General features: G+C 39.9%; 24 protein-coding genes and 2 tRNA genes. 3 read left to right on the top strand and 23 right to left on the bottom strand.

Going from position 1 to position 22,464, the window contains the following annotated elements; genetic code table 11:
- Positions 1-81 precede the first annotated feature (81 nt).
- The 3 genes from J2736_RS16920 to J2736_RS16910 form a co-directional block, all read right to left on the bottom strand.
- Positions 82-170 (bottom strand) — tRNA-Ser (locus J2736_RS16920).
- Positions 171-173: 3 nt separating this feature from the next.
- Positions 174-249, bottom strand: a tRNA-Asn gene (locus tag J2736_RS16915).
- Positions 250-268: 19 nt separating this feature from the next.
- On the bottom strand, positions 269-742 hold the full coding sequence (locus tag J2736_RS16910; RefSeq protein ID WP_310499770.1) for a SprT family protein: 474 nt from the start codon (positions 740-742) through the stop codon (positions 269-271).
- Between the two features lie 181 nt (positions 743-923).
- On the opposite strand from J2736_RS16910, the gene J2736_RS16905 reads away from it, so the two are divergent.
- The 3 genes from J2736_RS16905 to J2736_RS16895 all read left to right on the top strand — a co-directional run bounded on the left by J2736_RS16905 (position 924) and on the right by J2736_RS16895 (position 2,207).
- Positions 924-1,277, top strand: a complete 354-nt coding sequence (locus J2736_RS16905; protein WP_310499769.1) for a hydrolase/acyltransferase — start codon at positions 924-926, stop codon at positions 1,275-1,277.
- Between the two features lie 73 nt (positions 1,278-1,350).
- On the top strand, positions 1,351-1,515 hold the full coding sequence (gene cmpA / locus J2736_RS16900; protein ID WP_141692697.1) for a cortex morphogenetic protein CmpA: 165 nt from the start codon (positions 1,351-1,353) through the stop codon (positions 1,513-1,515).
- 278 nt (positions 1,516-1,793) lie between these two features.
- Positions 1,794-2,207, top strand: a complete 414-nt coding sequence (locus J2736_RS16895) for a hypothetical protein (RefSeq protein ID WP_310499768.1) — start codon at positions 1,794-1,796, stop codon at positions 2,205-2,207.
- A 73-nt stretch (positions 2,208-2,280) separates the two neighbouring features.
- On the opposite strand, the gene J2736_RS16890 is transcribed toward J2736_RS16895, so the two are convergent.
- From J2736_RS16890 to J2736_RS16795, 20 genes are all read right to left on the bottom strand, one after another.
- Positions 2,281-4,461: a Tex family protein gene (locus J2736_RS16890; protein WP_310499860.1), complete on the bottom strand. Its 2,181-nt coding sequence runs from the start codon at positions 4,459-4,461 to the stop codon at positions 2,281-2,283.
- A 212-nt stretch (positions 4,462-4,673) separates the two neighbouring features.
- Positions 4,674-5,024 (bottom strand): type II toxin-antitoxin system PemK/MazF family toxin, encoded by a 351-nt coding sequence (locus tag J2736_RS16885; RefSeq protein ID WP_028553893.1) that lies wholly within the window; start codon positions 5,022-5,024, stop codon positions 4,674-4,676.
- 3 nt (positions 5,025-5,027) lie between these two features.
- Positions 5,028-5,309, bottom strand: coding sequence for a CopG family ribbon-helix-helix protein (locus tag J2736_RS16880; RefSeq protein WP_028553892.1), 282 nt, complete (start codon positions 5,307-5,309; stop codon positions 5,028-5,030).
- A gap of 215 nt (positions 5,310-5,524) precedes the next feature.
- On the bottom strand, positions 5,525-6,715 hold the full coding sequence (gene alr, locus J2736_RS16875) for an alanine racemase (protein ID WP_310499767.1): 1,191 nt from the start codon (positions 6,713-6,715) through the stop codon (positions 5,525-5,527).
- 81 nt (positions 6,716-6,796) lie between these two features.
- Positions 6,797-8,125 (bottom strand): YecA family protein, encoded by a 1,329-nt coding sequence (locus tag J2736_RS16870; protein ID WP_310499766.1) that lies wholly within the window; start codon positions 8,123-8,125, stop codon positions 6,797-6,799.
- Between the two features lie 173 nt (positions 8,126-8,298).
- Positions 8,299-9,480 carry a LolA family protein gene (locus J2736_RS16865; protein WP_310499765.1) on the bottom strand — a complete coding sequence of 394 codons (1,182 nt, stop codon included), beginning with the start codon at positions 9,478-9,480 and terminating at the stop codon, positions 8,299-8,301.
- A gap of 155 nt (positions 9,481-9,635) precedes the next feature.
- Positions 9,636-9,881, bottom strand: a complete 246-nt coding sequence (locus J2736_RS16860) for a hypothetical protein (protein ID WP_310499764.1) — start codon at positions 9,879-9,881, stop codon at positions 9,636-9,638.
- A gap of 97 nt (positions 9,882-9,978) precedes the next feature.
- The gene (rfbC, locus tag J2736_RS16855; protein WP_310499763.1) at positions 9,979-10,524 is read right to left on the bottom strand and encodes a dTDP-4-dehydrorhamnose 3,5-epimerase; all 546 of its coding nucleotides are present in this window, start codon (positions 10,522-10,524) and stop codon (positions 9,979-9,981) included.
- A 152-nt stretch (positions 10,525-10,676) separates the two neighbouring features.
- A complete protein-coding gene (locus J2736_RS16850) occupies positions 10,677-10,802 on the bottom strand; it encodes a hypothetical protein (protein ID WP_310499762.1) in 126 nt (41 codons plus the stop codon).
- Positions 10,803-10,885: 83 nt separating this feature from the next.
- Positions 10,886-12,292 carry an undecaprenyl-phosphate glucose phosphotransferase gene (locus J2736_RS16845; protein ID WP_310499761.1) on the bottom strand — a complete coding sequence of 469 codons (1,407 nt, stop codon included), beginning with the start codon at positions 12,290-12,292 and terminating at the stop codon, positions 10,886-10,888.
- Between the two features lie 6 nt (positions 12,293-12,298).
- Entirely contained in the window at positions 12,299-13,165 is an 867-nt protein-coding gene (locus J2736_RS16840; protein WP_310499760.1) for a glycosyltransferase family 2 protein, read from the bottom strand.
- Positions 13,166-13,262: 97 nt separating this feature from the next.
- Positions 13,263-14,213: a glycosyltransferase family 2 protein gene (locus J2736_RS16835; RefSeq protein ID WP_310499759.1), complete on the bottom strand. Its 951-nt coding sequence runs from the start codon at positions 14,211-14,213 to the stop codon at positions 13,263-13,265.
- Between the two features lie 46 nt (positions 14,214-14,259).
- Complete coding sequence (gene rfbB, locus J2736_RS16830; RefSeq protein ID WP_310499758.1) at positions 14,260-15,273, bottom strand: dTDP-glucose 4,6-dehydratase; 1,014 nt, start codon at positions 15,271-15,273, stop codon at positions 14,260-14,262.
- A 54-nt stretch (positions 15,274-15,327) separates the two neighbouring features.
- Complete coding sequence (gene rfbC, locus J2736_RS16825) at positions 15,328-15,873, bottom strand: dTDP-4-dehydrorhamnose 3,5-epimerase (RefSeq protein WP_310499757.1); 546 nt, start codon at positions 15,871-15,873, stop codon at positions 15,328-15,330.
- Between the two features lie 35 nt (positions 15,874-15,908).
- Positions 15,909-17,198, bottom strand: coding sequence for a glycosyltransferase (locus J2736_RS16820; protein WP_310499756.1), 1,290 nt, complete (start codon positions 17,196-17,198; stop codon positions 15,909-15,911).
- Between the two features lie 12 nt (positions 17,199-17,210).
- On the bottom strand, positions 17,211-19,028 hold the full coding sequence (locus J2736_RS16815) for a glycosyltransferase (protein ID WP_310499755.1): 1,818 nt from the start codon (positions 19,026-19,028) through the stop codon (positions 17,211-17,213).
- A gap of 56 nt (positions 19,029-19,084) precedes the next feature.
- Positions 19,085-20,101 carry an ATP-grasp domain-containing protein gene (locus tag J2736_RS16810; protein WP_310499754.1) on the bottom strand — a complete coding sequence of 339 codons (1,017 nt, stop codon included), beginning with the start codon at positions 20,099-20,101 and terminating at the stop codon, positions 19,085-19,087.
- Position 20,102: 1 nt separating this feature from the next.
- Positions 20,103-20,933: an NAD-dependent epimerase/dehydratase family protein gene (locus J2736_RS16805; RefSeq protein ID WP_310499753.1), complete on the bottom strand. Its 831-nt coding sequence runs from the start codon at positions 20,931-20,933 to the stop codon at positions 20,103-20,105.
- Positions 20,878-21,714 (bottom strand): metallophosphoesterase family protein, encoded by an 837-nt coding sequence (locus J2736_RS16800; protein ID WP_310499752.1) that lies wholly within the window; start codon positions 21,712-21,714, stop codon positions 20,878-20,880. Before J2736_RS16800 ends, J2736_RS16805 begins: the two co-directional genes overlap by 56 nt.
- Positions 21,715-21,718: 4 nt before the next feature.
- Positions 21,719-22,462: an ABC transporter ATP-binding protein gene (locus J2736_RS16795; protein WP_310499751.1), complete on the bottom strand. Its 744-nt coding sequence runs from the start codon at positions 22,460-22,462 to the stop codon at positions 21,719-21,721.
- Positions 22,463-22,464: the final 2 nt, after the last annotated feature.

Here is a 22,464-nt window from a genome sequence, read left to right as displayed (position 1 = left end):
AGAAAATTGTTAGAATAGGTTGAGTTTGATATGAACAAAAATAAGCCCAACAGCATGAATGCCATTGAACTTATTTCGTGACGGAGAGAGAGGGATTCGAACCCTCGCACCGCTTACGCAGTCTAATCCCTTAGCAGAGGATCCCCTTATAGCCACTTGGGTATCTCTCCATATGGCTCCCCGAACAGGACTCGAACCTGTGACAACTCGATTAACAGTCGAGTGCTCTACCAACTGAGCTATCAGGGAATGAACAAGTATTATTTTATTATGAAGGCGCTGTTAAGTCAAGTGTGTACGATTTCAATTTCCCTCTACAATTTCCACAAGCAAATTTACGGACATCCATTTTACGTTTGCGAAAATACTCTGTCTTGCAATTCACACACTCTAACCTATATTTATAGGGCTGTTTCGCCCGGGGGCGCGGTAAGGATTGGCAATATCGGGTACCTCCGACTTGGGCTAGCAAAGTTTTGAAATCCTGATCCCGATGCTGATAGCCTCGCTTCAAAATATGTAAATGATAATGGCAAAGCTCATGCTTGATGATCTTCTCGATTTCATCCCGCCCATAGGTCTCCCACTGACTCCAACTGATCTCAATATCATGTGATTTCATAAAATAACGCCCACCCGTCGATCGTAATCTTCGGTTAAAACGTGCCTGATGAACGAAGGGCCTGCCGAACGATTCCATTGAAATCTGCTCGATCCATTGCTGCAGCTCACGATCTTCCATAACGAACACTCCCAATGACAAGTCAGGAACAGGACTCATGACAAGCCTTAAATACTTTGAATACCAACACATAAATACTTCAAAAGACAAGTTCTTACTTGAATTTGTACCGTATGTACGGCTATACTGTCAAGTAGAAAAGAAGATCGAATGCTCTATACAGAAAGGATTTGAACACCTCATGCCACAAATGCGCTATGCGATTTTGAAGCTTGACCAACAGCTAGAGTTCGTCGAAATGCCTTCCTCCTATTCCTATCAATTAACGGCTTTGAACCAACGTCTACACAAAGAATTAGACAAGTTAACCGCTGACCATGTGCCCCAGCTCCCACGTGTTATTGCGGAGTGTGACGATTTGGAATTGATCGGTACGACGTATACGCTTATCCAAGGTCTAGACTACATCAATGGTTTGGAGAAAACGTTCGCTGGTATCCAAGAGAAATCGTACCCGTTGATCTCCTTGTTGACTGAAATTCGTGCGTTGCAAGCTCAGCTTGAGCAATGGTACGAAGAGGAATTTGATCTCTAAACAATCGGGACCTGCACCCATTTCCCTCATTCTTCATATGCTATAAGTACATGGCGAAGAAGGGGATGGGCATATGCCACAATGGCTTTGTAATCAATTAATGCGTGCCTTCCAGAACAAAAACCGCAGACAAATTCGATTATTGAACGATAGCTGGTACTTTTACCGCACTCGCCGCTCACAAGAGGAGTGGCCTGATAGCCAATCGACGGACGGACCGAGTAAGCGTAAATTTTGATAAAAAAGCTAGTACTTGTGCCACAAGTGCTGGCTTTTTTGCCGTGGGTACATAGAACCCAGATTGAAAGAGTAACATAGGATACCTGACTTGTAGAAAGATCCAGAAAAAACAGTTGCATATTTGAAATGTGCCCTCTATACTGTAAATAAATGTAATTAAAAGTAACCAGATAGAACATAATACCAAACCTTGAGTGAAGCACACTCGAACTTGCAGATTGATCTGCAGTTCGTTTGTGTTTTTTTTGCTTTTGGTAAAAAAGGAGGATTCGGGACATGGAGCAAAATAGCAGCCTAAGGTTACGCAGAATGCGTGAGAAGCATCGTCGAATAGTAGGGTTGCAGGCAAAGTTAATTGGAGTAGAGCAGGTGGAGAAGCATGAGCAACTGAAAGTTAGAAATAATGTTCTCCTTTTGGAACAAACCACTACATATCATGCAAAGCCCCCAAGCATCACTGAGCTTGAAGCGGACGTGTGGGAGTTGCGGAAACAATTTATCCTTCAGATCGCCAATCGGCGTAATGGCAAAGTTCGGCTTGTCGATGTCGCTGCCGAGTGCAATGTGAATATACGTGTCGCTGCCGAGTGGCTCATTCGCCTCTCTACCGAAGGAACGCTCTCCCTTATTGCTGGTCAGCAGCATACGATGACTTATTTGGTGAAGGAGGTGGGTGGTGCTCAGAAATAGGTTCAAGTTGCACGCAAAAAAGCAGTTGGGAGCGAACGCCCAACTGCCATAATCAACCGCGCTTATCAACCTGCTATTGCGGTTTCTTCATCGTTAAACCGACGCGGCCTTTTTTCTGGTCCACGTTAAGTACCCACACTTGGACGATGTCTCCAACGGAAACCACATCCATCGGATGTTTCACGAAGCCGTTCTTGAGCTGGGAGATGTGCACCAGCCCATCGTTCTTAATGCCGATATCGACGAACGCGCCGAAGTCGATGACGTTACGCACCGTGCCGGTCAATTCCATGCCCGGCACAAGGTCTTCCAGCTGCAGCACGTCTGTGCGGAAGATCGGCGCGGGAACTTCGTCCCGCGGATCCCGCCCAGGCCGCTGCAGGCTGTCTAGGATGTCCCGCATCGTCGGGACACCCACGCCAAGCTTAGGAGCCAGTTCCTCTGGCTCCAACGTCTGCAGCAGCGCTAGCAGCTGCTGAGAGCCCAGCTGCGCAAGCTCGATGCGCAGCTCCTTGAACAACCGATCCACCACGTCGTAAGACTCCGGATGGATCGGGGTGTTATCGAGCGGATTCCGCCCGCCGGCAATCCGCATGAACCCGACACACTGCTCGAAGGATTTCGCGCCAAGGCGCGGAACCTTCGACAGCTCCTGGCGGGAGCTGAACTTGCCGTTCTCCTCGCGATACTTCACGATGTTCTTCGCAAGTGTCGCATTGACCCCCGACACGTACGAAAGCAAGGACGGGGACGCCGTGTTCAAGTCCACCCCGACATGGTTAACGGCCGATTCCACTACGGCCTTCAAGTTCTCGTCCAGACGTTTCTGCGAAACGTCATGCTGGTACTGACCGACGCCGATTGCTTTCGGCTCGATCTTCACAAGCTCCGCGAGCGGGTCCTGCAGCCTCCGCGCGATCGAAATCGCGCTGCGCTCGGCCACGTCGAGCTCAGGGAACTCCGTCTGCGCCAGCTTCGACGCCGAGTACACGCTCGCGCCCGCTTCGCTGACGATCAAGTACTTGAGCTTCCGCTCCTTGATCTCACCGATCAGCTCCGCAACGAACTGCTCCGTTTCACGGGACGCCGTCCCATTCCCGATCACAATCAGCTCCACGCTGTATGTGCTGATCAACTGCTTGAACTTCGCCTTCGCCTCGGCCACCTTATTATTCGGTGGCGTTGGGTAGGTGACGGCGATTTCAAGCATTTTACCCGTGTCGTCGATGACGGCCAGCTTACAGCCTGTCCGGTACGCCGGATCGACACCTAGCACCACATGGCCCTTAATCGGCGCTTGCAGCAGGAGATTCCGCAGATTTTCCGCGAAAATCTTAATCGCCTGCTCCTCGCCCGCTTCCGTCATTTCACCGCGCACCTCGCGCTCAACAGAAGGCGCCAGCAGTCGTTTGTACGCGTCTTCGACAATCGTACGAAGTACATCTCTTACGACCGAATCGCCTCTTACGATTTGACGCACCATGAAATCGTGTATTTTATCCGGTTGGACATCTAGACCAACCTTCAGGATCTCTTCCCGCTCCCCGCGATTAATCGCGAGAATACGGTGCGGCGGCAGGCGCTTCACAGGCTCCTGATAGGAATAGTACATCTCATAGACCGACTCTGCCTTCGCATCCTTAGCCTCTGTCCGTATAATGCCGTTATCCTGCGTGTATCGACGCACCCAGGCCCGTATTTTCGCATCATCCGCGATATTCTCCGCTAGGATATCCATCGCGCCTTGGATCGCCTCAGCGGCGCTTCCAACCTGCTTGTCCGCGTTGATGTAACGCGATGCCTCTTCTTCTAGCGAGCCTTGACGAGGCTGCTTCCAAATCCACGCTGCAAGCGGCTCCAATCCGCGTTCCTTCGCAACACTGGCTCTTGTTTTCCGTTTCTGGCGGTACGGTCTGTAAAGATCCTCGATTTCCTGCAGCTTCACAGCACGTTCAATTGAACTCCGCAGCTCATCCGTCAGCTTGCCCTGCTCATCAATCAGACGAACAACCTCGATCTTACGATCCTCGAGATTACGCAAGTACTGCAAGCGCTCCTCGATATCCCGCAGCTGATTCTCGTCGAGTTCGCCCGTCATCTCTTTCCGATAACGTGCGATAAACGGAATCGTGTTGCCCTCATCCAGCAGCTCCATCGTCGTTTTTACTTTGCCGGCAGGCAGCTGTAATTCAGCGGAGATTTGTTTCAGGATCCGTTCCTGGATCTCCGCTTTCTTCTCTGCAGAAACCTGGATTTTCTCCTTCGGTTCCTCGTACTCACTTGCTTTTGGGTTTGCTATATTCTCCGCCGCTTGACCTTCTGCCGCTCCAGCGCTTGCTTTTACCTTTAGTCCTTCTGTCTCCACATTTGCCACAGTCATACCTCTCTTCTATTGATCGTATGTGTATGTATGTACAAACCAAAAAACGAGGGTACTTTTCCTCCCTCGTCCGTTCCAGACCTTATTCAAAATTCTATCAGTCCCACACTAATTTGCAAAGCGTCGTCAACCTTTCGCATCGTTTCTTCATCCAAATGCGTAATTTTGTCCGTCAGTCTTTGCTTGTCGATTGTTCTGATTTGCTCAAGCAGAATGACCGAGTCTCGATCGAAACCGTGCGTCTCCGCATCGATTTCCACATGCGTGGGAAGCTTTGCCTTTTGGATTTGAGCTGTAATCGCTGCAACAATCACAGTGGGGCTAAAGCGGTTGCCGATATCATTTTGGATCACTAGAACAGGACGGACTCCTCCCTGCTCCGATCCTACGACCGGCGAAAGATCTGCGAAAAATACATCGCCACGTTTCACAATCACGTCTTACACCCCGCTTACTAAGCGATCAAGCGTTCCGTCCGCTTCTTCCTCCGCTTGAAAAGCTTCAGATGCCATGCTGAGATTTATTTTCGCCATTTCCATATACCCACGCTGCATGGATTCGCGTAGACTGCGCTTTTTGCGTTCAATTAAATACAGCTTCATTGCCTGACGAATGAATTCACTCCGATTGGAGTTTTCCTTCTCAACAATTCCGTCCACTTCTTGCAACAGATTGTCAGGCAAGCTAATCATGATCCTTTTCGTATTATGCGCATTACTCACACTCTCGCACCCCCAGAAACGATACAAAGACAATATTACCAGTATGTCATTCCAAAAACCAAATTATACAATAGAATATATGCCTCCGGTATATCAAATATGTTACACCATAAGATATAAGATTGTTAATACATAGTATTCTATACCCTATTCTGAAAATCCTCTCCAATTGCTGCAAAATTTACATGGTAAATTCATGCAGTAGGGTTACTTTACTAGTAACGGTGACGCATGAGAGGATTAAGAGCTTCAACTCGTTCGCCATTTCGCACGTAGACACGTGCAACACGGTGTGAAATCATACAGATGATTTCATAGTTGATCGTCCCTAGTTGATCAGCCACATCTTCCGCGGTAATGCGTTCTTCACCTTGCTCTCCGATGAGGACAACCTCATCTAAAGCAGCTACATCAGGCACATCAGATACATTGATCATACATTGATCCATGCAGATCCGGCCGACGATCGGCACTCTTTTGCCACGAACCAACACTTCGGCTTTTGTGGAAAGCATGCGCGAGTACCCGTCTGCGTAACCAATCGGCAATGTCCCAATTTGCTCATCACCCTTGGTGTGATAAATCGTTCCATAACTAACACCCGAACCTGCAGGCAACGTTTTGAGATGAACAATCCCTGTTTTGAGACTCAGCACCGGTTTAAGCTCAATCTTCGATTGATCCACTTCTCTAGAAGGATAAAGACCATACATCGAGATTCCGAGGCGTACCATCGAATAGGTCAAACCCGGCAAGTCAATGGCTGCCGCGCTATTCCCCGCGTGAATATAAGGGAACGTCTCCCCTTTATCCGTAAAATAGCTCACAATCCGCTCGAACCGACCGTATTGCTGTAGCGTGTAGCTTTTATCGATTTCATCTGCATTCGCATAATGTGTAAACAGTCCCTCTACATCCACATTGGGCAGCAATAATGCTTCCTCTATAAAAGGAATTGCATCCGCTTCCGTGTGCAAACCGAGTCGACCCATGCCTGTATCCAATTTGATATGGATCTTCAGCTTTTTCTGCGATGCATTTTCTTGCTTATGACCCTGCTCTCGCAGTGCTTCCAATACGTCACGACTGTATACCGCAATCGTCACATCGAGTTCCCGAGCGCGATTAATCCCCTCTGGCGGCGTGTAGCCGAGTACAAGAATGGGCGCAGTAATGCCTGCATTTCGGAGCTCCAACGCTTCATCAAAGAAGGCAACCCCTAGATAATCCACGCCAGCGGCGAGAACCTCTTTGGATACTTCTACAGCCCCGTGTCCGTAAGCATCCGCTTTAACGACTGCCATCTGCTTCATACCCGCAGGCAGTACCTTCTGAAAATGTTCAATGTTGCTTCGCAGCGCATCTAACGATATTTCTACCCACGTGGGCCGATAAAAAGCATCCACCAGCGTTCACCTCTTTTATCCACTTCCAAGTAAATTTATATTACGCCCGATATCAAAATGCTGTTAACTCTCGTAATTAGCTTACAAGCAGCACTTTTTATATTTTTTGCCGCTGCCGCATGGGCAAGGATCATTACGTCCAATTTTGCTTTGCTCAGAGGCAGAAACAGGGGCACCTTTTAATATATAAGCCGCTTCATTTACAAAATAACGGAATACTCGGTTACCTGATTCTTGCACGGTCATCGTGACTGGCTTTCTCTCAAAACCGTATTTCATCTCGGAATCTGGTAGGAATTGAGCTTGGATCAAGCCAAAACGCACCAAAATTGTTGCTACCGCGTGTAAGAATACATCAGCGCTTGTATCCAAAAGGATTCCGGATTGGCGATGTTTATCCCATTCTTTTTTCACATCATACGCAAGTCCGACTGTCCAGCTTGCAAGCACACTTGCAATGGCTCTTCTCCAAGCCTGAATATCTTCCGGACGTCCGCCTTCATTGACTTCCTCCAGAATCCCCCATGCTAACTTGTTCCAAAGTGTGTTTAGTAAGAGGACTGCCTGCTCCTGCTCCGAAAGGGCCAAGTAGTTCGCCAATTGCTTCGCATTCACTGTAAGCTGTGTTCCTTCTTCTGTCACTCCCAGTACTAACGCTACATAGAAAAAGAATTGATACACCGGCTCTTGGTCTTGATTCAACGTTGGCTTACGGAATAGCTGTAAATCCTGCCCCTCATCGAACTCACTCCAGAACTTACGCGGCAAATGCTTGCGCGCAGCAGACAACTTTACGTTCTTTCCGGCCTGCACAGCATCGAGAAAAGCTCTGAACTCCTGAACGATTTGCGGGACAGCTGTCCGACCATCCATCCAAAGCTGATACAGCTTCTCGTCAACCACGAGTGGGTTCAGCTTTTTTTTCGACGCTGCCTTAACAGGGGATAGGTGCGCCCCAATGTCATTCGAGTTCAACCAACGCTTCAATGCGTAGTCACTATCTGCTTTCATATATTGATCAAAACGCTCTAAGAAGTACGTTTTTTGCTTACATACCTCATTCAGTGATGTGATTTGTTCCTTCGAAATTTTGGATGTAAGCCCGAGATATTGCACCCATTTTTTCAATGCAGTCAAATAAGCTGTAATATCCGACTCTGTACTATTCAAGACATGACTGATCGCAAAGCGACCTAAGAAATCAACAATCGTTTCACCTTGCAGATCCTCATAACTGATGTCATAACGAACCATATACTCTGTCGTCACAAAACGTATGCGATCCACATGCTTTTCGGTAGTTTCTGTTTTCAATTTACCTTCGTCCGTTAAATGCTTCCCGAAGGCAATCGTCTCATTTTCCCAGAACAGCATCTGCTCTTCCATTGTTAAATTATCAATTGTACTCATCTTAAACACTCCAATTATCTATTCGCTCCAAAGTTGCATTATACCAAAAAAACGCCCGTTCGTGGGGATTGGATAAATCTTCTTTTAAAATTATTGTGAAAATAGTGGCTAATAGCGCGAAAAAACCCTGCACCTTGGGTGCAGAGCCTTCTCATTTTGACACAAAATCGAGATTATTTCCCAGACTGTCCATCCGTCGCCATCGCAACTTGAATCATTTCATTAACTGGCATATCGCCTGTGAACATGCGGAACTCAACACCATCATTTGTCCAAGTCAGCGTTCTCGGCTCATCCTTCGATCCATTCCCTGTAAGTACCCCTACCGTGAACCCGAGGTCAACAATGTCCCCTGGAGGCAGTGAAACCGATTTGGCTTGCGGTCTAACTTCAATTAAATTGAAGCTATATTTGCCTTTGTATCGTAAAAGCACCGCGGCATCCTCACCCAACTTCATATCCGTGATGTCTTGTTTCACAACATCTTTTGGCAAGTAGTATGGCTCAACAATGCCAATGCTTTGTGCTTTGGCCGTTGCTGGTGCCGTTTTCGACGCATCTGGTTTCGTCGTAGTGCCCGTAGCTTTAGATTGATCGGATTGGCCGCCTGTTGCGGACAGATTTTTGTCCGTTACCGATTTGCCCCCAGTTGCCGCAGGGTGATCCGCATCAGTCACCGCAACGTCAGCTGACGTAGGCATCGTTTGCTGCAAGTTCCAGCTGGTCATATTGCGCTCCATTTGGAAGTAATCCTTATCAAAATCCGTATCAAACTCAAAGTGCGTGAAATTCACTTGCACCAATACATTCTGATTCGCATCTGACACTTGAACTTGCGCAGGTGCGAGTGTTTTCTTATTCAGCCAGATCTTCTGGCGAGAAAGCTGTTCATTCTGGTAATTTGCGGCAACATCGAACACGTAGGAGTCCTTGTCCGTCGTAAATTGGCGATCCTTATCCGCAATAATACTTTTCGCTAAAGATTGGAACAGATACACCTGACCTTGATTCTCCGGCCAATCACTTTGGAAGCGGAAGCTCTTCTTCAAATGCGGCGTCAAGACGAACACACCTTCTTCATTACGCAAAACAATTTGAGTAACATCCTTCGTAGCATTTGTCAGTGAAATCCGGTAGAAATGCTCCGGCGAAAACGCCACCTCAACTGCATACTCTTGTGGCTGCTGCCCTGTGTTTAGAATCATGCTGCCTGATGCTTGATAGCTGCTCGACTTGCCCATCACATGATCCAAGTCCTTTACGATAGATCCTGCATCCTTTTTACCCATCCCGCATCCTGCGAGAACCAATGCTACGCACATTACCACTGCTACAACCCATGTGACCCGGCGCATTCGATCATCCCCTCACTCATGATTAACATCAACATAGTACATGCATATGAGGGGACTTGTTCGATTATGCAGACGAGTTGGGGCTTGGACGGAAAAGAGTTGCATAGTGGTTTTGAAAGAAAAGAGCAGAATTAGAATAATCTCTAATCCTGCTCTTATTTGACTAATTTTAAAGTTCGAATGCTTGCCGCGTGTTCCATCATTGTTGTTACTGCAATGCCGGCAATTTGCTCACCTTGTTGAGTTTGTATTTGTTTGACTTCTTGTACGGAGTCCTCTACACGACCTAATCTTCTATCCATAATTTCAAGTCGATCATTCATCACTGTAACAATTGCACCAATTTCATTAATTCTACCAAGTATTGCACTTAAGAACTCCCGATCCGTCATCTCAGCCATGTTATACGCTCCGTTTCACAATAACTTTATCTTATAATAACTCAGATTCATATTAAAAAGCACCATCTTTCGACTTCCAACAAAGGACTCAATTCCGTCAAAAATTATTCTCGGCATCCTTTAACAAAGGGTGCTTTTCATCTTTCGCTGATAAAATAGGCTCGCTCGTCGGCCACTCTATGCCGATTGCTGGATCGCTCCACAAAATTCCACGGTCATGCTGCGGCGAATAATATGCATCCACCTTATACAGCACCTGCGTCTTTGGCTCTAGTGTACAGAAACCATGCGCGAAGCCCTGTGGGACAAGCAACTGCCGCTTATTGGATGCGCTGAGCGTAACACCCACCCATTGACCAAACGTAGGAGAGCTTGGACGAATATCAACCGCCACATCGTAAATGGAACCGGATATAACTCTGACCAACTTCGTCTGCGCATGCGGATTCAGCTGGTAATGCAATCCACGCAGCACACCGATTTCTTCGGAGAGAGAATGATTGTCTTGTACAAAATCTATCGATATCCCCTGCTCTGCGAGTTTCCTAGCATGATAACTTTCCATAAAAAATCCCCGATGGTCCGAATGGACCTCAGGTTCAACGATCACTAATCCCGCTAATGTTGTCGACGTAATCTTCATACTTTCTCTCACCTCTGTTTCTAATATATGCAAGAGAGCCGTAGAAAGCCTCAGGCAATGGTTTAGAGATCGGTGAACAGGTGCGTCTGTTAGAACGTAAAAAGGCCACCAAGGGCTTCACAGCCCCAGCAGCCTCTTCCTATGTGATACAACTACCATATATACACGATACCCGCAATTATACCTGCCCATATCAGGGAACCGAAGACCACACCGACAATCAAACCTTTGCCGATCGACAAATGATCATCCTGATAAGCGTCTTCATGATCGATCATAGTAAAACCTCCCCGCCTACTCAGTATATGCAATAGTATGGGGAAAATGTTGGCGAATCATGCGGGTGAATAGAAATTTTTTATCAATAAGCGTTTTTATTAATAAAACCTTTTACAATCGTTCTCCAAATAATTTTGATATCAAATAAAAAAGTCCAATTTTCGATGTAGAAAATATCATGCTTAATCCGTTCCTCAATCGATGTATCACCGCGTAAACCGTTGCTCTGCGCCCATCCCGTAATCCCAGGCCTTATGTGATGCTTGACCATATATTTCGGTATTTCTTCCTTAAACTGTTCCACAAAATAAGGACGCTCCGGCCTCGGGCCAACAACACTCATATGGCCAAACAACACATTGAAGAATTGAGGCAATTCATCAAGACTTGTTTTACGTAAAAATGTGCCGACCTTCGTTCGCCGCGGATCATTTTCTACCGTCCACTCCGTATTCGAAACCTTGTCTCCTAGCACTTTCATGCTTCGGAATTTGTACATCTTAAAGTTTCTACGGTTCAGGCCCACACGTTCTTGTTTGAAAATAATAGGACCGTCAGAGCTCAGTTTGATGGCAATTGCAGCCGCGAGCATAACGGGGGATGTTACCAAGATCGCAGCAGATGCGAATACGATGTCGAAAATTCGTTTGAACAAACGGTTGCGGAACTCGTCTAACGGGATATCACGCACATTAATTAATGGCATATCTGCAAAATTATCAAAATACGGCCGTGATGGCAAGAAATCATAAAAGTCAGGGATAATCAGCGTTTTGACGCCAATTTTTTCACAAACATTAATAATACTTCCGAACTTCTGATGAGCGTCCAAAGGAAGCGCGATAATAACCTCATCTACGATGCGATCTGTCAAAATGGATTCCAGTTCTTCGATCTTGCCGAGAATTGGTTTATAGTTCTGGTAAGGTATTTCGTGCTTCTCTTGGTAATCGTCAAGGAAACCAACCACTTCATAGCCCAGTTCAGGATGCTGTCTCAACTTTGTATAGAACTGTCGCCCCAGCGAGCCAGCGCCTAGGATAAGAATGAATTGCTTGTTGTAACCCTTTTGACGGGCGCGTTTGAGCGAGATTTTAATCATATAACGATAAAAACTTATGATTAGGATGTTATTCACTAGGAACAGCAATAGGTATGAACGTGAGACGTCGACCTCTTTAAGGATAAAAAGTACACTTAATAGCATTAGCAAACTGAATGCATGTACTTGAATAATTTTCAAAACCTCGAAAGAGAACCTTTTTCTCCGCTTCGGCGTATAAAAATTCACCAAATAGCTAATGAAAATCGCGATAACTGCGTAAGTAATACTCCACATGACGTAGTGTTTAAATGGCAGAGGTGACCCGTATGGGATCCAACCGCTTTTAAATTTTAGCCACCATGAAAAGAGAAACACAAGCTGGATACATATGAAATCAGCCAATGCGTATAGTTGGGTCAAGAATCCTTGACTCTGACGGATCAAACGGGATCACCTCGCCGGACGTAATTTATTTTTCGCTAGTGCAAGGCTAAATTTCACACCTACACCTGCATAAACCATCGCATTTGTCAGCCATGAATACTTCCTACGATAGTGCTTATTATGAAACAAGATCATCGCCCGATGAAACTCATAGATGATTTTATACGGCTTACGTCGACTGCTTGCCCCTTTGTGATGGACAATTTGTGTCTTAGGGTAATAATAGTTTACCCAACCAGCTTCCTTGATTCTATAACACCAATCAATATCTTCACCATACATGAAAAATTCCTCATCGAGCATGCCTACTTGGTCAATGGCCTCGCGGCGGATTAGCATGAAGGCACCGACAAGAGAGTCGATGGGGTATTGTTGGTCAGGATCTAGATAACCAAGCTGATATTGATTAAATCTGTGAATTTTAGGAAATAGCTTGGCAAATCCGAACGCATAGTAGAAGGAGGCCGATGGCGTTGGAAAGCCCCGTTTGCAGGCTTTGTCGAGTGAACCGTCGGGTAATACGATTTTGCAGCCGCTGGCCCCGACTATGGGGTTTTCGTCCATGAAAGAGAGCATTGTCTGAAACGTATCTTGTTGGACGATGGTATCGGAGTTCAAGAGCAGGACGTAGCGGCCCTTCGCGATTCGTATGCCTTGGTTGTTGGCTTTGGAGAAGCCTACATTGTCTGAATTGGCAATAGTGACTACCTGTGGGAACTGCTCATTGACAGCCAGTATCGTTCCATCGTTTGATGCGTTATCAACAAGAATGATCTCGTATTTGTATGATGTAATCGACGAGAAAACCGATTCAATACAGGCTAGAGTTAGATGCTTCGTTTTGTAGTTCACGATGATAATGGATAAATCCAAGGGATGACCTCATTTTTTAATTAATTACCCCTAGTATAGCACGGGAATATTAAATTTTGCCTAAAAAATAAGACTAGCAGCTGCTAATCTTAGAGAATTATTTGACGAACCATTTATATACTTTGGACGATGCTTGTCTTTGTTTAGAACGAATTAAGCTTCTCTTGTTTCTCAGTTCGGGATACTTGCGATAAAAATCCAACCAAGCCCCTAATAACTTAGGTTCACGAACAAGAGCATATACAAGACTAAGGCATTCATACACCAACAATGGAATGATGTGTTTTATCATGGATTTAATGTTATCGTTCTTTACCATCATTTTATAGCGATTAATATAGGATAACCTTCTTACAAAAAGCGGTTTACTGCTCCTGCCGCCTTCCTTCCACCCACGTTCGTGATAGGCAATTGCTGTTGGCTCATATAGTGCTTTCCAGCCTAGTAATTGCGCTCGCCAAGCAACATCCACGTCTTCTTTGTAGGCAAAAAAGTCTTCATCAAAAAACTCTCCATTCAGGCTTATGTCATTGATCATTTCTCGTTTGTACATAGCTGCTGCACCCGAGACTCCGAACACTTCTTCTGCTTGTTGAAATAAATCGCTAGACTGATGCGCGCCGCGGTCAAAGGCCCTTCGCGCTTTGTTTATAATAAGTCCGGTACTGTCGATGTTGTGAGGAGCCGCCTTGAAAAGTAGTTTGCCCGTTGCACTGCCTGCCTCCGGGTTATTTTGAAGCGCACGAACCATGTTAAGTACATAATCTGGTTCAAGGACAACATCTGGATTGAGGATTAAACAATAATCTGTTTCCGTTAATCGGATGGCTTGATTGTGTCCGCCTGCGAAGCCATTGTTAAAAGAATTAGCGATAACTGTGCATCGTGCCGACCATTCTTCCACTTTACTCAAAGTTATATCGATTGAAGCATTATCAATAATCATAACTCGATCAATAGAATAACTTTGGTTAAACACTGCTATTAAGCAATCATCTATATAATCCATGCTATTAAATGTTACTATATGAACACTTACTGTATACATAGAGTCAACTTTCATATTAATGTACTTTTTTATAAAGTTAAATCAATTAACTTAATCTTGAACCATATTGTGCAACATAATGCTTCCTATATTCTCCTGACTGTATTCGACTCCACCAATCTCGATTACTCAAGTACCATTGAATGGTTTCTTTAATGCCACTTTCAAAATTATGTCTCGGCTCCCAGCCCAATTCTTTCGATATCTTACTAGCGTCAATTCCATATCGTCGATCGTGTCCAAGCCGATCCTTAACAAATTGAATTAAAGATTCTGGTTTTCCAAGTTGCAAGAGAATTTTTTGTACAATTTCAATATTTGTTCTCTCATTGTTGCCACCAATATTATAAACTTCACCTGAAATGCCATTATGAAATACAAGATCAATGGCACTACAATGATCCTCTACGTGAAGCCAATCCCTTACATTTTGACCATCCCCGTAAACTGGAAGTGACTTATCAGAGAGCGCATTAGCAATTATTAGGGGTATTAACTTTTCTGGAAATTGATAAGGCCCATAGTTATTAGAACAACGAGTAATATTAATAGGAATACCAAATGTTTCAAAATAAGAACGAACCAACAGATCAGATCCAGCTTTGCTTGCAGAATATGGACTGTTGGGAGCTAGAGGAGTTTCTTCAGTAAAGAGACCAGTTGCACCTAATGATCCATAAACCTCATCAGTGGAAACATGTACAAATTTTTTAATACCGTATTTTTTAGAAGCATCAAGCAGCACCTGTGTACCAAGTACATTTGTTTTCACAAAAACTCCCGGATCCATAATACTGCGATCCACATGGGATTCTGCTGCAAAATGGATAACCCCATCAATACCTTGCTGAAATAAATTATACACAAATTTTTGGTCAGAAATATCACCTTGAACAAATGTATAATTACTATTGTCTTGTACTAATTTAAGGTTTTCTAAATTTCCAGCATATGTTAAGCTATCAAGATTTAAGATTTCGTAGTTAGTATAACGATTCAGCATATATTGGATAAAATTACTACCAATAAATCCTGCACCACCAGTAACAAGTAACTTCATATTTTTACCCCCATTTTCTTCTAATTTAAATAATCTTTAATAGATTTCTGCTTCCTAGAAATTAATATCTGCTTCTTCTAAAGTAGGATGAAGTTTATCTTTGTCAGAAAGTATTGGGGATGAAATTGGCCAGTCGATATTCAGAGATGGGTCATTCCACAAAATTCCACGATCATTTGTAGGGCAGTAATACTCATCTACTTTATAACTCACTTGAGTATTAGCAACTAAAGTACAAAAGCCATGAGCAAAACCTTTAGGAATGAATAGTTGACGCTGGTTGTATTCTGATAAGATAAAACCTTGTGCTTTTCCAAATGAACTCGATCCTCTTCGTATATCAACAACTACATCATAAATGGCTCCTGATACAACTCTTACAAGTTTACTTTGTGCCTTTGGGGAAAGTTGATAATGTAGTCCACGAATCACTCCTGCTTCAATGGACAGTGATTGGTTGTCTTGTACAAAATTATTCGTAATATTATTTTCACTAAATACTTTTAGGTTATAACTCTCCATAAAAAAACCTCTATGATCAACAAAGCAAGTTGGCTCTATTATAAAAACATCACTGAAACTAGTTTTTATTACTTTCATTTCTATTCCTCCAGAAAAAAACTTATTTCAAATTCTTATATGGGTATGTTTTTCATTAACTTATTCCAGATTTTCGGTAGTTTAACTACGATGTAATACAACTTAAGAAATAAATCCTTCTGTTTTTCCAATATTACCGATAGTAGATTAAGTTTCACTTTTTTTAAGGGCGTATTACAAAAATCAATTAAATCCGCTGTACAGTTCTGCCAATATAAACTTGGCTTAATATTAACAAAATTGCTCTTTTGCTGTAAATATAAATCATTATTTAGAAGTAGATGTTTCATCTCATTCTTTAAATCGCCAATGTTCTCTGGAGTTACTTTTGATCCGCAATCATTTTCAGCTATATAATTCGATAAATAATCACCTTGAGTCAGCACCATCGGGAGTTCACACCAGATATAATCTAATACTCTTGTTCTAAATGAAAATCTTGTCTCTAAATTTTCGTAATGCGTTGTAACACCTATAGTTGCATTTGAATAGTAGTTTTGTCGATCCTCGTAAGCAACCCAATCGTTAAAAATAATATCATTTTCATCTATCTCGAGCATAGTTATTATTTCAGACATCTTTCTCATAACTTCTTTAGGCTCGATTAATCCATTTGGATGCTTAACACCCATAAAATACAGTTTAATATTTGTAATTTCCTTTTTCAATTCATGAAATGCTTTGATAAGAGTGACAGGATCTAGCCAGTTCCATATCCCGCCACCCCACAAAATAATCCTATCATTTTCATTAATTCTATTATCTTCGGAAAATGGATTTCGGGTTACAATAGGAGCTAAATTTGAAATACCAAATGGTACAACTCCTATCATTTTTGTTAAATCTTTGTCTGTTTTATAATATGTTAGGTTAATTCTTTTACTTGCTACTAACATACCTATCCAAAAATCTTTTTGTTTTTCACTAGCACAAATAAAATAATCTCCAAATCTTAATTGTTCAATTAATATCTTAAGGTCCATATTATACTCTTTAGGATTAGTTCTTTCCTCTAACATCTCTAATACAAATGGATCATAAAGATCAATGATAAGCGGAATATTAGCATATTTTAAAAATTGATTTTTAAATAAAGTTAAACCCTGTAAAACAATCGCATTTATTTCAATCATTATTTTTTTCAATTTCCTTTTTGAATACGGTTCGATTGAAAAACTCTCGTGAGTAAGTTCACTTTTGTTAGGGGTCATTAAAACAACGCTATAATATTTAGAAAGCTCAATTGCAAAGTTCCAATATCTTATTCCAGGTCCAGCCATTTTTTTCGAAATAATATCCGGACTAATAATCAAAATTCTTTTCATTTATACCTTCCATCATTTGTATTTTTTTGTAATATTAATCTTGAAAATCAATAAAAAAACATCCATTTTATTATTAATTCTCTTATAACGATTAACGAATGGTGTTAATTTAACAATAAATTTTCTTTCGATTTTTTTGTAAAATTTGGTTATCAAGCTTATTTTTTTGACATGTCCAATTAAAGCATTTTCTTCAATCACACTTATCCACTTAATTACTGGTGAATCCAAACTATAAAAATTCATAGTATTTTTTTCTATTTGCTCGGGCATGCTATAAATCATTTTTTTCATCTCATCTTTTTCATTATTTTGAATATTTATAAGATGACTATATAATGAAGTTCCATTTAATAAAAGAAATAACTCCTCTACAGTATATCTTTTATTTTCAAAATTCCCCGAAAAGTTTTTAATTTCCAAAAATAAATTATCATACTTATCTGAAGGGATATTTGTAATTTTAGATGAAGATACTTTTTTTATATTAGAATTTAAATCCTTGACAAACCATTCATCAAAAACCTTAAAATCTAATATGACAGGTTTATTAAATTTCATATATGAAATTGAGCTTTTATTATAATCGCTAATTTTTTCAAAAAAGAATATCGAGATATTGTAATTAATAATAAGATTTGGATTATTCAATAGATGTTCTAGAAAAATAATATCATATTTCATATTAGAAAAAATTGCTGCTTCATAGAAAGCATTAATTCTACTGTCTACGTCATAATAGTTTTGTTTATCAACGACTAATAAAACCTTAAAATTTCCAATGAAATTGAACTCTTTTATTTGAGGATGCATTTCAAATAATTGTAATATGCTTTCCTTCCACATTGCTTGTGAGCTCTCAAAAGAGAATTTTTCTTGCACTTGATTTTTGGCATTATGAATAATATCACTTCTTAATTTTTCATTTTCTATTAAATCGCTAATAGCATTGGTCCAATCTTGTTCGGTGTTTTCTACAAGAATTCCTGATTCGTAATGTTCAACACAGTCTGAATATACATCAATATTAGAATATATTCCTGCAATTTCACAAGCTCCATATTCACGAAATTTATTATTTGTTTTTGAACGATGAAATAAATCATTGTTTAAAGGAGCAAGACCTATATCGAAATTTTGTTCTGAAAAAAAGGAAATAAATTTATTATAGTCTTTTATATAGTTAAGTTTAAAAATATTAGGTTTATTTTTTAATATGCTTGGGATTTCACCAAAAGTAAAGATTTCAATATTCTCTTCATATTTTTCCATGATATTCATCAAAGCTTTTTCAAATATTTTACTTAATTCATCATTGTCTTTTCTTGCTGTGGCATACACAATTTTAATTTTATTGTTCGTTCGCTTTGTCACATTTGATTTTATTAAATTAAAGTCAAAATATGAATTGATTTTTTTTACGTTAGCATTATAATTACTTGCCAAATTTAACATCGGTTTGGAATAAACATGTACTAGATCAGAGAGTTCAAAAAACCTTTTAACAGTATACAATCTCCCAGGAAATCTATGATATTTTCCTAATTCGGAATCTATACTGATGTCAAATAAATTATCATCTAATTCATATATTATTTTTTTCCCTTTCGATCTAGCATAGTATAATAATTCTAAATCTGTAGCTTCGCAATTACGACAAAACACAATTACATCATACTTATCAATGTCGTTTTTTACATATTTACTGTTTAATGAGACTTTAAACTTTATTTGACTTGCTCTATCCAAATTCAATAATGGCTTAACAATTCCTACTAACGTAGAGGGAATAAGTGCTGGTAGAATTGCTAGTATTTTATGTTGCTTCACTAAATCTCCTCCATTCAATATAAAAATCTTGGTTCAATAATGAACCAAGATAAATTTCAGCGAATTAAATATCCATTGGCAACTAATTTTTCGTATTCATCACTTTCAAAATAACATTCATCCCAATAACGCATAAACATTCCTTCTCTGTACTCAAGAGTTATTTCTTCATTAAAAAGAAAATTAGAAATACTAGCTTCAACACTATTAAATCCATAATGAGCACGTACACATTCCGTGCTTGAGAATCTTGTGTTTATTTCAAAAGGGATTGGTTCTCCATTTACCACTCTTAATTGAACATTTACTGGTCCCATTGGTTTAAGTGCATGTGTAACATCTTCAGAAACTTTAATCACATCAATATTTCTATCAATTTTTCCTGACACCGATAAACCGAAATTTAATTCTCTTTTCATAGGAATCGTCCCGCAGATTCTTCCACTCTTATCCATAAAAGTTTCTACGGTGTACTCAATGTCACTATCTAGGTATCGTTGCAAAATTATTTGATCTGAAGGGGCAAATTGCTTTTGGATCAATTCATCAACAGAATTAACAATAAATATATTTCTAGAAGCAGATGCGATTCTCGGTTTCATTAGTATAGGAAATCCAACTTCATCAATTAGTTTCTGATAATCGTCGAATAATACTGTTTCAGGGAAAGGCAAACCATTCTCAACAAAAAATTCATACGTTTTAAGTTTATCTGTTCCTATATTAATTACATTTAAATCACTTAGCATAACTACAGTATTAGAATTACTTAGAAATTTATCACTATTCTTTGACAACTCAAAGATCTCATGTTCTGTTCCAGAAAATAAAATATGAATCTCATTTTCCTTACAAATTTCCAACATTGTTGGTATATAAGTTGGATCTTTCGCAATTGGAACAATATAACACTTATGAGCCAAAGGTTTAAGGAAAAAAGCTGGCCCATCAGAATCGCTATTTGTTAATATTAGATTAATCCGTTCTTTATATTTAGAACTCATTAGCGCTTTCAATACACTATATCCCATTGTACTTCCTGCACCGGTTATTAAAACATTTATTTTCCCCATCTTACATTCTCCTTCTCATTTCCTCTAAGCCTGCTTGTACAGTGAATTTTGGTTTGAACCCTACTTTAGTAAGCTTGTTATTATCTAATATTACACATGTTTTATCTTCATGTGCTATATTAATATAATTGTACTGTTCTTTTTTGTTAAAAACTAAATTAACTGTTTTAGCAAGTTCTAGAATATTTGTTCCTACTCCTGTGCTAATATTAAATATTCCATGTAATTTATTTTTCAAAGCAAAAATTATTGAATTAACTGCATCATCAATATATAAATAATCTCTAGTACGAACCCCTGAGCCATAAATATTTATTGGTAAGTCATTTATAACATTTGAAATAAAATTTTTCATTAAATTCCCTTGTGTTTGACCATTTCCATAAATATCACTAAATCTTAAAATCGAGTATGTGAGATCATGATATAATTCTCGAATTGTATATTCACCCATGATTTTCGATACCCCGTAGTGATTCATATTACTGAGTTTATCTATTTCATTAAAAATGCCTTTACAGTGATAATCATAAACATTGTTTGTAGAGGAAAAAATAAAATGTTTAACTTGTTCATTTTTGCAAGAATTCACCAAATTAAATGTTCCTATAACATTGGTTTCCAAACATTCTTGTGATTTATGATCCGAGTTTGCAGCTAAATGTATAACCACCTCTATCTTTTTACCAGACAAATAGTTTTTAATACTAATCTCATCCGTAATATTCATTACATTAGAAGAAGGAGCAAAATATTCAATTTGTTCTTGCTCAAGGCTAATTTTTAAGTTTTCCCCTAAAAATCCACTGCCACCAGTAATAAGTATAGCCATAAAGTTTCTTCCTCCATTTCTCTTGAATAAGAAAATCAGCCATCTCCTTCCCTAAACCACTCTTTATTATCTTATTGTATACTGTAAAATATGAATATTTTACTCTTCTAAATAAGATAGTAATTTCATTCTGTTCTAAAGTTAGCAAAACATATGATGCTTTAGTGCTTCCATCTCTAGACTGGCCTACACTTCCAATATTACAAAATATAGTACTATCACCTTTTAGTATTTTATATTTAAAATTATGGATAATTTTGGTAATAATTTCATTTCCATCCGCCGTTGATTTAACATAAATTTGTGGTCTATGTGTATGACCGAATATTATTAAATTATATTGATTAACTTGTTCCATTTCAAAATTTTGATGATAAGTCTTCTCATTATATGCATATTTCCATTCTAGGTTGTATGGATAGGATGCATGAGTAAATAGTATCGAATCTTTTTCAAAGTTTTCCTTAAATAAGGAGTTTATTTCACTCAAATAATCACTTTTTACAATATTATTAGTCCAATCGCAAGACTTTTTCCCTAATTGACTACAATTTTCTGAAGAAGTTTCTCCAATTAACATCGATTCATGATTTCCTAAGATTAATTTGATGTTACTTCGAGAAAGCAATAATTCTAAGCACTCGTTAGGATTAGGTCCATATCCAATAATGTCACCAAGGCATATTATTTCATCAACATTAAATTTCTTTATATCTTCAATAACTGCCAATAGTGCTTCAAAATTTCCATGTATATCAGAAATAACAGCTATTCGCTTCATCTTATTACACCGGCTTGTTTAGATTAATATAATAATCACAAACTTCCTTTGGTTCACCATCCAATAAAATTCTACCTTTTTCTACTAAAATTACTCTATTACATAATTTTTGAACTAAATCTAAGCTATGTGAGACCATTATAACAATTTGACTTTCATCAATGATTTTATCTAACCTTGCTTTTGCTTTATCGATAAAATTAATATCTCCCCCAGCAAATAATTCGTCAATTATTAAGATTTCAGGAGAAATTTCTGTTGCAATTGTGAAAGCTAATCTCATATACATACCTGTTGAATAATATTTTATAGGAGTATGAATAAACTCTTCTAATTCTGCAAACTTAATTATATTATCTGCAAGCTTTTGCATTTCTTTTTTAGATTTCCCCATAATAGCGCCATTTAAAAAAATATTTTCATATCCAGAAAGTTCGGGATTAAACCCAGCACCTAGTTCTATTAATGGTGCTACCTTCCCCTGACAGACTATTTCCCCGGTTGTAGGTTCATAAATTTTAGTTAATAGTTTAAGTAAACTGCTTTTTCCCGCACCATTATTACCAATAATTCCAACTCTTTGTCCTGAACTAATTTCAAATGACATATCTTTCAACGCCCAAAAATCACTGTTCTTATAATAATTTCTTTTCTTAAATAAATTAATTAATGTTTCTTTTAGAGTAATCCCTTTGTCTTTATACAACTGGAATTTTAATCCGACATTATTAAATTTCACATAAGTCATGC

This window comes from Paenibacillus qinlingensis (assembly GCF_031455095.1).
Lineage (GTDB): Bacteria > Bacillota > Bacilli > Paenibacillales > NBRC-103111 > Paenibacillus_E > Paenibacillus_E qinlingensis_A.
This window is presented reverse-complemented; position numbering and strand designations above follow the sequence as displayed.

Coding starts and splice junctions, on each gene's coding strand:
- J2736_RS16820 (WP_310499756.1), bottom strand. CDS start 17,198: ATGAAAAGAATTTTGATTATTAGTCCGGATATTATTTCGAAAAAAATG.
- J2736_RS16865 (WP_310499765.1), bottom strand. CDS start 9,480: ATGCGCCGGGTCACATGGGTTGTAGCAGTGGTAATGTGCGTAGCATTG.
- J2736_RS16805 (WP_310499753.1), bottom strand. CDS start 20,933: ATGGCTATACTTATTACTGGTGGCAGTGGATTTTTAGGGGAAAACTTA.
- J2736_RS16905 (WP_310499769.1), top strand. CDS start 924: ATGCCACAAATGCGCTATGCGATTTTGAAGCTTGACCAACAGCTAGAG.
- J2736_RS16910 (WP_310499770.1), bottom strand. CDS start 742: ATGGAAGATCGTGAGCTGCAGCAATGGATCGAGCAGATTTCAATGGAA.
- J2736_RS16835 (WP_310499759.1), bottom strand. CDS start 14,213: ATGTATACAGTAAGTGTTCATATAGTAACATTTAATAGCATGGATTAT.
- J2736_RS16800 (WP_310499752.1), bottom strand. CDS start 21,714: ATGAAGCGAATAGCTGTTATTTCTGATATACATGGAAATTTTGAAGCA.
- rfbC (WP_310499763.1), bottom strand. CDS start 10,524: ATGAAGATTACGTCGACAACATTAGCGGGATTAGTGATCGTTGAACCT.
- rfbB (WP_310499758.1), bottom strand. CDS start 15,273: ATGAAGTTACTTGTTACTGGTGGTGCAGGATTTATTGGTAGTAATTTT.
- J2736_RS16850 (WP_310499762.1), bottom strand. CDS start 10,802: ATGATCGATCATGAAGACGCTTATCAGGATGATCATTTGTCGATCGGC.
- J2736_RS16810 (WP_310499754.1), bottom strand. CDS start 20,101: ATGGGGAAAATAAATGTTTTAATAACCGGTGCAGGAAGTACAATGGGA.
- J2736_RS16870 (WP_310499766.1), bottom strand. CDS start 8,125: ATGAGTACAATTGATAATTTAACAATGGAAGAGCAGATGCTGTTCTGG.
- cmpA (WP_141692697.1), top strand. CDS start 1,351: ATGCCACAATGGCTTTGTAATCAATTAATGCGTGCCTTCCAGAACAAA.
- J2736_RS16795 (WP_310499751.1), bottom strand. CDS start 22,462: ATGACTTATGTGAAATTTAATAATGTCGGATTAAAATTCCAGTTGTAT.
- J2736_RS16895 (WP_310499768.1), top strand. CDS start 1,794: ATGGAGCAAAATAGCAGCCTAAGGTTACGCAGAATGCGTGAGAAGCAT.
- rfbC (WP_310499757.1), bottom strand. CDS start 15,873: ATGAAAGTAATAAAAACTAGTTTCAGTGATGTTTTTATAATAGAGCCA.
- J2736_RS16860 (WP_310499764.1), bottom strand. CDS start 9,881: ATGGCTGAGATGACGGATCGGGAGTTCTTAAGTGCAATACTTGGTAGA.